The following is a 12,175-nucleotide window of genomic DNA, read 5'->3' as shown; positions in this document are numbered from 1 at the left end:
TATGAAGTTTCTACGCGATCTGTTAGATAAACAGAAGCCACTTTTCCAAAAGGGTGGCAAATTGGAGAGCTTATATTACTTGTATGAGGCCGGTGAAACTTTTATGTTCAGCCCGAACCATACAACTGGTATAAAAGGTGCTCAGGTAAAAGATGCGATTGTCCTAAAGCGATTGATGATTACGGTAGTGGTTGCGCTTTTGCCTTGTTTACTGTTTGGTATTTATAATGTGGGTGAGCAGCACTTCCTTGCTGTAGGTGAATCAGTAGGTTTTGGAGATAAATTTCTGCTCGGCTTGAAATTGGTGCTTCCGATCGTGATCGTAGCTTATGCAGCGGGCGGGATTGTTGAGGCCATATTTGCCGTGATCAGAAAACACCCGATCAATGAAGGTTTCTTGGTAACGGGTATGTTGATCCCTTTGGTGGTTCCTGCTACCATGCCGCTATGGCAAGTAGCTTTGGCAACCATTTTTGCTGTAGTCATTGCAAAGGAAGTATTTGGCGGTACAGGAATGAATATCCTGAACGTAGCCATGACTGCCAGAGCATTTTTGTACTTCGCTTACCCTGCACAGATTTCAGGTGACCAGGTTTGGACTTACCTAGGAGATAAAGTGGCAGTGGATGGGTTCTCAGGTGCAACGGCTCTTTCTGTGGCGTTTCAGGCCGGACAGAGTGGTGAAGCCGTAACATCTGCCTTGGCTGCGCACAATACGGCTATCGGTGATCAGCTTTACAGCTTTGCCAACATGTTCTTTGGATTTATTCCAGGTTCTATAGGAGAGACTTCCGTATTGATGGCGCTGATTGGTGCATTGATCCTTATTGCTACCGGAGTGGGAAGCTGGAAGATCATCGTCAGTGGTTTTGCTGGTACCTATATCATGGGCTTGATCATGAATGCTTTTGCTGCCAATGAATTTATGGCCATGCCTGCGCATTACCACTTGGTAATGGGAGGTGTTGCTTTTGGTATCGTATTTATGGCGACCGATCCGGTCTCTGCTGCACAGACAGAGTCTGGCAAATGGGTTTACGGATTGTTGATCGGTTTCTTGACCGTGATCATCAGGGTGACCAACCCCGCCTATCCAGAAGGCATCATGTTGGCAGTTCTTCTAATGAACGTCTTTGCCCCACTAATTGATTTTTATGTTGTAAAAGCAAACAAGAAAAGGAGGTTACAACGTGCAACAGTCTAATTCATATATCATCACGTTTTCGGTAATCCTTACCGTCGTTTTAGGTTTTCTTCTTTCAGGGACTTCAGAACTATTGGGCCCCATTCAGAAGGAAGCAGAGGCTTTGGATACAAAAAAGCAGATTTTGGGTGCCGTAATGGATGCCGAAAAACTGGCTACCATGAAGCCCAAAGAAATTAAGGACTATTACGAAAACACCATTTCTTCCAAGGTGGTCAATATCAACGGAGAAGAAGTGACGGAGCAAGATGGAGCAACGGTTACTGCTGAAACAGTAGACGTAGCCAAAAATTATAAAAAGGCACTCGAAGATCGTCTATATCCGGTTTATATCTATCATGAGGAAGGAAGTGAAGACAAAGTAATCTCTTATGTGCTTCCGGTTTATGGAGCTGGACTTTGGGATGCGATTTGGGGATATGTAGCCTTGGAAACTGATATCAACACCATCAAAGGGGTGACATTTTCACATGCTGGTGAAACTCCGGGACTAGGAGCAAGAATCACCAGCGGTGATGTTCAAGGAAGGTTCGTAGGCAAAGAGATCTTTAACGAGTCTGGTGAGATTGTGGCCGTGGAGATGCAGAAAGGTGAAGGAAAGGATTATTCTGGTCAACCTCATCAGGTGGACGGCCTTTCTGGAGCTACGCTTACTGCAAAAGGTGTAAATAGTATGTTAGTAAATTATTTGGGAGCCTATCAGTCTTACCTGGACAAGGTAAAAGGTAATTCCTAAATAAATACACGCGAAAATAGTATAGAACGTCTCAACCTTTAATGATATGAGCACAGAAACAGCAGAAAAGACAGAAATCAAAAAGCCGGCTGAGGCCCTTCTGTCCAAACGCAGAAAAAAATTGATGTCCGATCCATTGGTGGACGATAACCCGGTGACCATTCAGGTATTGGGGATATGTTCAGCATTGGCGGTTACTACCCAGATGAAGCCTACAATGGTAATGGCGATTTCGGTGGTGTTTGTAATTGTGATGGCGAACTTGACCATTTCAATTATGAGGAATACCATTCCTTCCAGGGTAAGGATCATCGTACAGCTTGCCGTGGTGGCGACTTTGGTAACCTTGGTAAACGAGGTACTGAAAGCCTTCGCCTACGATATGTACAAGGAACTTTCCGTATTTGTGGGACTGATCATTACCAACTGTATTGTAATGGGACGATTGGAGGCTTTTGCCATGGGTAACAAGCCTTATGATTCCATCCTTGATGGTTTTGGTAGTGCCTTGGGCTATTCATGGATTATTTTGGCGGTAGCTTTCTTCCGTGAGCTTTGGGGATCAGGTACCGTATTTGGAATTCCAGTATTTGAGACCGTTTCTTCCCTGTTTGGAGAAGATTTCTCATTGGCGACCAACGGCCTAATGGTGAGCCCTGTAGGAGCATTTATCATCCTTGGCTTGATCATTTGGGTACAGCGTACCAAAACTGGATATGTAGAACATTAATAACTTGCTAAGAAATGGAATTATTTAGCTTAGGAATCCGGTCAATCTTTATTGACAATATGGTGTTTGCTTACTTTTTGGGAATGTGTTCTTTCTTGGCCGTTTCTAAAAAGGTGAATACCGCACTTGGTTTGGGGGCTGCTGTGGTTTTCGTATTGACCCTTACAGTGCCAATGAACTGGCTTTTGAATGAGTTTGTCCTCAAAGAAGGAGCACTTTCTTTCTTGGGAGAGTCGTTTGCAGGAATTGACCTTACCTTCTTGCGGTTTATCATGTTCATTGCCATTATTGCGGCCATGGTGCAGCTGGTGGAGATGATCGTGGAAAAATTCGCTCCGGCACTCTACGGTGCATTGGGTATCTTCCTTCCTTTGATTGCGGTAAACTGCGCGATTTTGGGTGGATCCCTATTTATGGCACAAAGAGACTATACCTTGGCCGAAGCAACCGTATACGGTTTTGGTTCAGGCATCGGATGGTTGCTGGCAATTGTAGCTTTGGCAGCTATTCGTGAAAAATTAAAGTACTCCAATGTGCCTAACGGACTAAAAGGCTTAGGTATCACCATGTTGATTACAGGGCTGATGGGAATTGCCTTCATGTCCTTTATGGGAATTGATCTGTAATATCAGATAAATTAGTATATTTTAGCCCTGTCGATTTTCGGCAGGGCTTTTTTTATTACTGATCCAATGTTGACCGTCGACAGTGGACCAGGTACCAATAGCGAACATCAAAATCACTAAGTCATGTCATTTACATCAAAGCGGATTCTCAATTACTTTCTTAAGGGACTACTGTTTGTGGCACCCTTGGCCTTAACGGTATACATTATATTTGTGGTCATTCAGTTTTTGGACAACCTGATTCCTATACCCGTTCCGGGCCTGGGGATATTGATCGTTTTTGCGATGATTACCTTTATCGGTTATCTGGCCAATATTTTCATTACCCGGCCGGTATTTGAGCTCGTGGAGCGTTGGTTGTTTAAGATCCCCCTGGTTAATATCCTTTACACCAGTATCAAGGACTTGATGTCCGCTTTTGTAGGGGACAAGAAAAAATTCAATACACCGGTCATCGTAAAGCTGTCTGAGAGCCTAAACCGCTTGGGATTTATTACCCAGGACGACCTTAGTGTAATAGGGGAGGAAGATTTGGTGGCTGTATATTTTCCCCACTCCTACAATTTCAGTGGTAACTGCTTTCTGGTGCCCAGAGACAATGTAAGGGTGCTGAATGGGGCCAACAGTGCTGATGTGATGAAGTTTATTGTTTCAGGAGGGGTGTCAGAATTGAGCAAACCAAAATTGTAAATACAAAAGGCTCCGTTCGGAGCCTTTTGTATTATTGGGATTTTTAGATTCACTTAGATTTGTGCTTCTAGCTTTTGAGAAAGTACAGCTTTTGGTACAGCGCCCACTTGCTTGTCCACTACCTCACCATTTTTGAAGAACAACAATGTAGGGATGCTACGGATACCGAATTTTGAAGCCACAGCAGGGTTAGCATCAACATCCACTTTTCCAACAACGGCTTTACCGTCGTATTCACCGGCGATTTCCTCTACTACAGGGCCGATCATTTTACAAGGTCCGCACCATTCTGCCCAGAAGTCTACCAAGATAGGCTGGTCTGATTTGATGATTTCTTCAAAGTTAGAATCTGTAATTTCAATTGCTTTTGCCATCTTATTTGAGTTTTAGATTTTTTTCAGTTTTCCAAATATAATACTCTAAAGTATTTTGGGATTGTTTTAGTTCCAGATTGATGAAAATATTTCATACGTATGGCCTAAAACAGCTTAAAGCCCATATTCCTTAGATGATTTTATATACCACTTCAGGGATGCTGTCCAGTTCTTTGATCATCTCAAAAGACGGATCGATGGTGTATTTGGTGGACATCAGGTCGACAGCTATTCTTTCTTTGATATCGGTCACATTGATATACAGCTTTGCTTCACCTTTGTACTTGGTGGTGATGGCTTCGAGTTTTTCCATGAGGTCCAGTGTCAAATCATCCAAATTGATGTTTACCCTTAGTCCCTTGACCATTTTGCTGCGGACCTCATTGAGCAACATGATATTGCCTACTTTGAACTCCAGTTCTTCGGGATTCCATCGTTTACCTTGAACACTTCCTGTAAGGTAAAGGAACCATCCGGTCATAAAGTATTCTTTGTACTTGATGTAGTCTTCTCCAAAGAAAAAGAAGGTGTGACCGCCGGTATAGTCCTCCAATGTCAGCGTTCCGAAGGGATTGCCGTTTTTGGTGGTTCTGTGGGCAAAGGAGGTTACTACCCCCGCTGCTTTTATGTTTTCTCCTTTCCCCTTCAGGGCTTCTGCATTGGCAAATTCCGAAAGTGGGGTGTTGGTAAAGGATTCAAATTCGACCTTGAACTGATCCAAGGGGTGGCCCGAAATATACAGCCCCACTACTTCCTTTTCAATATTGAGCTGCTGCAGTTGGCTAAAGGGCTCTATCGGAGTTATGCTTGGTAGAGGTACTTCCATCCCAGAACCTCCCCCGAAAAGAGAGACCTGTGAACTTTCTGCTTCCTGCGCTTTTTTCTGTGCGTATTTAACCGCTTTTTCGATCAAAGTAGCATCGTTTTCGGGAGCTTCCAGGTACTGTCTTCTATGGTGATCGGTAAAACAGTCAAACCCTCCGGCCATGGCCAAAGACTCCAGGGTCTTTTTGTTGACTGCCCTGAGGTTTACCCGCTGGGTAAAGTCAAATATGTTTTTGTAGGGGCCGTTTTCCATTCTTTCTTCAATGATGGAATGAACGGCTGCCCCTCCGGCCCCTTTGATGGCGGCCAGACCAAAGCGCACCTGGCCTTCCTGGTTTACGGTAAAGCCTTCTTTGGATTCGTTCACATCCGGTCCGAGTACTTGTATACCCATCCGCTTACACTCTTCCATGAAGAAAGTCACCTGGGTGATATCGTTCATGTTGTTGCTCAGCACGGAAGCCATGTACTCTGCAGGGTAATGGGCTTTGAGGTAGGCCGTTTGGTAGGCTACCCAGGCATAACAGGTGGAGTGGGATTTGTTAAAGGCGTAAGAGGCAAAAGCTTCCCAGTCTTTCCAGATTTTCTCCAGCTTGGTTTTGTTATGGCCTTTTTCAGCAGCCTGGTTGACAAACTTGGGCTTCATTTTGTCCAGCACATCCTTCAGCTTCTTACCCATTGCTTTCCGCAGGACATCGGCCTCTCCCTTGGTAAACCCGGCAAGCTTTTGGGAAAGGAGCATCACCTGTTCCTGATAAACGGTAATACCGTAAGTTTCCTTTAGGTATTCTTCCATGTCATCCAGGTCATAGGAAATTTCCTCTTCCCCATGTTTACGCTTAATAAAGCTGGGGATGTATTCCAAAGGTCCCGGACGGTAAAGGGCGTTCATGGCGATAAGGTCAGCAAAAACCGTCGGTTTTAGCTCACGCATGTATTTCTGCATCCCCGCGGATTCATACTGGAAGATGCCGACCGTTTCACCACGTTGGAAAAGCTCATAGGTGGGCATATCGTCAATGGGGAAGTTTTCTGGATCCAGTTCAATTCCATGACGTTCTTTGACGATCTTTACCGCATCTTTGATCAGGGTGAGGGTTTTTAGCCCCAAGAAGTCCATCTTCAACAGCCCTGCACTTTCCACCACGGAGTTGTCAAACTGCGTACAATACATGTCCGAATCCTTGGCCAATGCCACGGGAACGAACTTGGTAATGTCATCAGGAGTGATGATGACCCCACAGGCGTGGATACCGGTGTTACGGACAGAGCCTTCCAATACCTTTGCCTGGTTGATGGTCTTGGCCAGGTCATCATTGCCTTTGGAGATATTGATCAGCTCGTAGGCCTTGTCAATATTCTCTTGATTGCCTTTGAGCTTGTCGGCAAGCTTTGCCCGGTCACTGGCCAGGCCAAAGAGGGCCTTTAACTTTATGTCTGGGACAAGTTTGGCCAAACGGTCGGCATCGGCCAATGGAAGGTCCAGTGCCCTGGCGGTATCCCTGATGGCTGATTTGGCCGCCATGGTACCGTAAGTGATGATCTGGGCTACCTGATTGGCACCGTATTTTTTGATTACATAGTCAATTACCTTGCCCCGGCCATGGTCATCAAAGTCAATATCAATATCGGGAAGGGATACCCTGTCCGGATTAAGGAATCTCTCAAAAAGGAGGTCGTACTTGACAGGGTCTACATTGGTGATACCTATACAGTAGGCCACCGCCGATCCGGCAGCTGAGCCCCTTCCAGGTCCTACGGATACGCCCATTTCACGGGCAGCGGTGGTAAAGTCCTGGACAATGAGGAAGTAACCGGGATAACCCGTGTTCGCAATAATGGACAGTTCAAAGTCCAGCCTTTCGCGGATCTCGTCGGTGATAACAGGGTACCGTTTTTTGGCCCCTTCATAGGTCAGGTGCCGTAGGAAGGCATTCTCTCCGCGCTTACCCCCGTCTTCGTCATCCTGGGGATCCTGAAACCGTTCCGGAATGTCAAATTTTGGAAGAAGGACTTCACGAGCCAACTTGTATACCTCTATTTTCTCTACGATTTCATTGGTGCACTCGATGGCCTCGGGCAAATCCGCAAAGAGTTTTTTCATCTCTTCGGGCGTTTTGATATAGAATTCCTCATTAGGGAATCCATAGCGGAATTCCCGCCCTTTTTTACCGATGTACCTTTTAGGTTTGTCGACCTTTTCACCGTCTTTTACACACAATAGGATATCGTGTGCCTTTGCGTCATTCTTGGTATTATAATAGGTGTTATTGGCTGCAAAATATTTGACATTGTACTTTTGGGCAAAGCGAAGGAGTACTTCGTTGACCTTTTCTTCCTCAGGTACACCATGCCTGTTGAGTTCTACATAGAAGTCGTCCCCAAATTGCTCCTTCCACCATAAGAAGGCTTCTTCGGCCTGGGTTTCACCCACATTTAGGATCAGGAAGGGGATTTCCCCCCAAAGTCCGCCCGTTGTGGCGATGACATCTCCCTTGTATTGGACGAGTAGCTCCTTGTCTATCCGGGGAACGTAATAAAACCCTTGAGTGTAAGCAAAGGAGGCCAGTTTGGCCAGGTTGTGGTAGCCGGCCTTGTTTTTGGCCAGAAGAACGGCTTGGAAGCCGTCGTCTTTTTGGCTCTTGTTTTTGTGTTCGCGGCAAACGTTGAATTCGCAGCCTACAATAGGCTTGATGTCATTGTTCATGGCTTCTTTCACAAAGTGGAAAGCAGCCATCATATTGCCGTGATCGGTCATGGCAATGGCCGGCATATTGAATTCCTTTGCCCGTGCCACCATGGCAGGGATCTCAGAGGTAGCCTGCAGGATGGAATACTGGGTGTGCACATGCAGGTGGCTGTAGGGGACATCCACCAAATCACTGATGTCCGCTTTCCTGGCCTGCTTGATGACATCCTGGGCAGCCTGCTTTTGCGCATCCTTTGCAGCGGCAAAGTTGGCAGCATCCAGCTTCGGAGGCTCATAAATGACTTCTTCCACTGCAATGCCCTCTTCGGTGGGCTGAACCTCTTGGGTGATCAGTCCAAAGAAACATTTTGCGGTAGCGTCCACATCATAGGCCGCATCGTGGGCATCGTCAAAGCCTACCCCGAATAGTTTTTGATGGAGTTCGGTCAGTGTAGGCCATTTATATTTCCCTCCCTTTCCGCCCGGTATGGCGCAGAAGTCAGTGGAGATGTCTTTGGTGTCCAGCTCTTTCTTTTCGAGCAGCTGCATGGGGAGGTCTACCCGTAAAAATTCAGCACCGCAGACGTTGATATCAAATCCAATATTGTGCCCTACCAAATACTGGGCTTTGTCCACGTCTTTTTGGAAAATTTCCAATACCTCTTTGAGGTCATGTCCTTCCTTCAGTGCACGGTCCGTGGAGATACCATGGACTTTTTCGGCATTATAAGGAATGGTGAAACCTTCTGGCTTGACAATGTAATTATGGTTGGAGATCAGTTTGCCCTTTTCATCATGAAGCTGCCAGGCCAGCTGGACCAGGCGGGGCCAGTTGTCCAGATCGGTTAAAGGCGCATTATAATCTCTAGGTAAACCAGTGGTTTCGGTATCAAAAATGATATACATAAGACTCCTTGGATTTTTTGAATTTGGGGAATCTAAATTAAGCTTAATCTTTTGAATCTGCCAGTGGAAAAGCGGCAATTGTCACGGTAAGGTGGATTAAAAAAATAAACCCCTAACACTGGATTTTTTTAGGGACATTCTTCCGGTGTTTCCGGTTTGTTTAAAATGGGAGTTATTTTTTTATTTGTAAAATATATTTGTAAATTTTAAATATAAATAATACTGAAATGGGGACATTTACTAGCACATTACCGGAAGATATTTTAAAGGAACTCGCAGAACAGGCCCAAAGGCTTTCCATTCCCAAAAATAAGCTCATTGAAAAAGCTTTAAGGTTGTATTTAGAGCATTTGAATAGGGCGCAGTATATTCAATCCTATCGCGAAGCAGGGGAAGATGAGCATATTATGAATATCGCAGAAGAGGGAATGGAGGACTACCTGAAGCAATTAGAGGGATGAAGCAAGGAGAAATTTGGTACGCAGACTTGAACCCTGTAAAGGGGATTGAACAATCCGGGTTTCGGCCTGTGGTTATAGTGAGTGGAAATCTGCTCAATAAGTACTTAACAACTGTCATTGCTGTGCCTTTAACCACCAAGGTAAAAGGATATAAGGGGAATCCTGTGATGTTACCTTCTCCCCAAAATGGTTTGAGCGCTGATTCTGAAATGCTAATATTTCATATAAGATCGATTTCAAAAGAGAGACTGGTCAGAAAAATAGGATCGGTGGACAAGGAGCATATTGACTTGGCAAAGAAAACCTTGCAGGAGATATTAACTTATTGAAAATCTGAGTGAACGGGTTTTGTGAAAGCTTTCGTTTAGTATGACTTATTTGCAGCCAAAGGCCCTTTTTAGCCTGTTTGCGCCGTTTTTAGCTTTTATATGTGCCGAATTTTTAGTAAATTGAAAAGTAAAGTTTTGAGCTAAAATTTTACTAAAAACCTAACAAAATACCACTAATATTCTCTTCTTTTTAATAAAATCATGAAATAATTATGGGGAAAACAATCATTGTGTCTAACAGGTTGCCTGTTAGTTTAAGGCATAAGAACGGGAAGTTTGAATTTAAACCAAGTGCCGGAGGCTTGGCCACAGGCCTTGGGTCAATCTACAAAGAAGGTGAGAATATATGGATAGGGTGGCCGGGAAATGATGTGGAAGACCCTGAGCAAAGGGCAGAAATCATCATAGAGTTGCATGAGCTGAAAATGGCTCCTGTTTTCCTGACCAAAGAGGATATCGAGCAGTTTTATGAAGGCTTCAGCAATGAAACCTTGTGGCCTGCCTTTCACTATTTTACCCAGAACATCAATTATGATGAAAACCATTGGGAGACCTATGTAAGTGTCAACCGAAAGTTTTGCGATGCCATATTGAAGAAGGCCAACCCTGATGATACCATTTGGGTGCATGATTACCAGTTGCTGCTGTTGCCTCAAATGCTCCGGGAGAAACTGCCCAATGCTACCATTGCGTTTTTTCAGCACATCCCTTTCCCTTCTTATGAGGTGGTAAGGATGCTGCCCTGGAGACATGAGATCCTTTCGGGAATGTGCGGGGCTGATCTGATCGGTTTCCATACTTACGATGATATGCGGCACTTCCTGAGTGCGGTGGGCCGGATAATGGGTTTGTCCAATGAAAGCGGTTATATACAAGCAGAAAACCGATTGATCAACGTGGACAGTTTCCCGATGGGAATCGATTATGACAAATTTGCTAAATCGGCCAAGTCCAAAAAGACCAAGAACATCGCCAAGAAATTCCTGGGAGTCTTGGACGATCAAAAACTGCTGCTGTCCATCGATAGGCTGGATTATTCCAAAGGTATTCCCCAACGGATCAAGGCCTTTGACCGGTATTTGGAGGAGAATCCCGAATATCATGGGAAGGTGTCCATGATCATGGTGGTCGTACCCTCCAGGGCAAAGGTGAAATCCTATCAGGATCTGAAAGAAGAAATAGACACTTTGGTCGGCCGGATCAACAGTGATTATTCCACCCTGAACTGGGTGCCCATCCACTATTTCTACAGAGGCTTTCCTTTTGAAGAACTCAGTGCTTTTTATAGCATGTCAGATATTGCTTTGGTCACCCCGCTTAGGGATGGGATGAATTTGGTGTGCAAGGAGTTTGTCGCCAGTAAAATAGACCAAAGAGGTGTGCTTATCCTCTCTGAAATGGCCGGGGCAAGCAAGGAACTTCAAGATGCTATTTTGGTCAATCCCAATAATAACAAGGGAGTGTCAGAGGCCATTAAGCAGGCGATTACTATGGACGAAAAGGAACAAAAGGCAAGGATAAGCTCCATGCAGGATACCATTCAGCGGTACGATGTGTTCCAATGGGGCAAAGTTTTTATGGACCGTCTCCACTACGTCAAACAAAAGCAGCTTGACCTCCAATCCAAAGAGGTAGATGCGGAAGTGATGAGCGAGCTGCACGGGTACTTTGAAAAGGCCAAGAAGCCCATCTTGTTTTTGGATTACGATGGGACCTTGGTCGGGTTTAAAAGCCGTCCAGAGGATGCCTATCCCGATGATGAACTGAAAGACCTCATAAGTAGGCTAAGTAAAAAATCACAGGTAGTGATCATCAGTGGCAGGGATAAAGAGACCCTAGGCAAATGGTTCAAAGGCCAAAAAGTAGACCTTATCGCGGAACATGGTGTTTGGTTGAAAATCAACGGAGGTGAGGATTGGACGCCCTATGCGGAAGTAGATGACAATTGGAAGCCAGATATAAAATCGGTCATGGAATATTATGTTCAGCGGACTCCAGGTGCCTTTATCGAAGAGAAACACCATTCCTTGGTATGGCATTATAGAAAAGTGGAAAGTGGCCTAGGGGACCTCAGAATGAGGGAGCTCTTCAGCCATTTGAAATATATGGCCAGGGGGCATAATCTACAGGTGCTGGAAGGAAATATGGTGCTGGAAATTAAAAGACCCGATATCAATAAAGGCCGGGCCGCCATTTCATTTATGAAAGGCAACCACTATGATTTTGTGCTGGCCATCGGTGATGACTGGACGGATGAGGATACTTTTCAGGCCATGCCTGATGGGGCTTTCAGCATCCGGGTAGGCTACAGCTATACCAAAGCCAACTACAATATCAAGAACCCTAAGGAAGTAAGGTATTTATTGAATAAGCTGGCTTGATCCTTTGCTCTATAGATCATTGTTTTAAAGTTATCCCAAAAGAGAGCGATCTCTTTTGGGATAACTTATTTTTTCGTTTGTTGATTTAGTTATTGTTTGATATGTATATCCGCAAAGACACCAGTAGCTCGAAGTTAGCAGACCATCTCTCACAGAATGCACAGAAACCCACAGAAAAGGTTTTTATAATTCCGTGGAATTCTGTGGAATCCGTGAGAAATAAA

General features: G+C 44.9%; 10 protein-coding genes. 8 read left to right on the top strand and 2 right to left on the bottom strand.

Annotated features, from left to right (window positions below):
• Position 1: 1 nt before the first annotated feature.
• The 5 genes from ACYVAA_RS14690 to ACYVAA_RS14670 all read left to right on the top strand — a co-directional run bounded on the left by ACYVAA_RS14690 (position 2) and on the right by ACYVAA_RS14670 (position 3,986).
• On the top strand, positions 2–1,204 hold the full coding sequence (locus ACYVAA_RS14690; RefSeq protein ID WP_460543022.1) for a Na+-translocating NADH-quinone reductase subunit B: 1,203 nt from the start codon (positions 2–4) through the stop codon (positions 1,202–1,204).
• A complete protein-coding gene (nqrC, locus tag ACYVAA_RS14685) occupies positions 1,191–1,940 on the top strand; it encodes an NADH:ubiquinone reductase (Na(+)-transporting) subunit C (protein ID WP_460543019.1) in 750 nt (249 codons plus the stop codon). The genes ACYVAA_RS14690 and nqrC overlap by 14 nt, the downstream gene beginning before the upstream one ends.
• 46 nt (positions 1,941–1,986) lie before the next feature.
• Complete coding sequence (locus tag ACYVAA_RS14680; protein ID WP_460543017.1) at positions 1,987–2,670, top strand: Na(+)-translocating NADH-quinone reductase subunit D; 684 nt, start codon at positions 1,987–1,989, stop codon at positions 2,668–2,670.
• 14 nt (positions 2,671–2,684) lie between these two features.
• Entirely contained in the window at positions 2,685–3,296 is a 612-nt protein-coding gene (nqrE, locus tag ACYVAA_RS14675) for an NADH:ubiquinone reductase (Na(+)-transporting) subunit E (protein WP_460543015.1), read from the top strand.
• Between the two features lie 123 nt (positions 3,297–3,419).
• Entirely contained in the window at positions 3,420–3,986 is a 567-nt protein-coding gene (locus ACYVAA_RS14670) for a DUF502 domain-containing protein (RefSeq protein WP_460543013.1), read from the top strand.
• 53 nt (positions 3,987–4,039) lie between these two features.
• Here ACYVAA_RS14670 and trxA read toward each other — a convergent pair whose 3' ends face one another.
• Both trxA and dnaE read right to left on the bottom strand, forming a co-directional pair.
• Entirely contained in the window at positions 4,040–4,360 is a 321-nt protein-coding gene (gene trxA, locus ACYVAA_RS14665; RefSeq protein WP_460543011.1) for a thioredoxin family protein, read from the bottom strand.
• Between the two features lie 130 nt (positions 4,361–4,490).
• A complete protein-coding gene (gene dnaE, locus ACYVAA_RS14660) occupies positions 4,491–8,780 on the bottom strand; it encodes a DNA polymerase III subunit alpha (RefSeq protein ID WP_460543009.1) in 4,290 nt (1,429 codons plus the stop codon).
• Positions 8,781–9,007: 227 nt separating this feature from the next.
• Here dnaE and ACYVAA_RS14655 point away from each other — a divergent pair, with 227 nt between their 5' ends.
• The 3 genes from ACYVAA_RS14655 (at position 9,008) to ACYVAA_RS14645 (ending at position 11,951) form a co-directional block, all read left to right on the top strand.
• Positions 9,008–9,241, top strand: coding sequence for a ribbon-helix-helix domain-containing protein (locus ACYVAA_RS14655; protein WP_460543007.1), 234 nt, complete (start codon positions 9,008–9,010; stop codon positions 9,239–9,241).
• Positions 9,238–9,570, top strand: coding sequence for a type II toxin-antitoxin system PemK/MazF family toxin (locus ACYVAA_RS14650; RefSeq protein ID WP_460543005.1), 333 nt, complete (start codon positions 9,238–9,240; stop codon positions 9,568–9,570). Before ACYVAA_RS14655 ends, ACYVAA_RS14650 begins: the two co-directional genes overlap by 4 nt.
• Before the next feature lie 212 nt (positions 9,571–9,782).
• Complete coding sequence (locus ACYVAA_RS14645) at positions 9,783–11,951, top strand: bifunctional alpha,alpha-trehalose-phosphate synthase (UDP-forming)/trehalose-phosphatase (protein ID WP_460543003.1); 2,169 nt, start codon at positions 9,783–9,785, stop codon at positions 11,949–11,951.
• Positions 11,952–12,175: the final 224 nt, after the last annotated feature.

The sequence above is a fragment of the Echinicola sediminis genome (assembly GCF_054777495.1).
The sequence above is the reverse complement of the archived record's forward strand: the minus strand, read 5'-3'. Positions and strand labels throughout refer to the sequence as shown.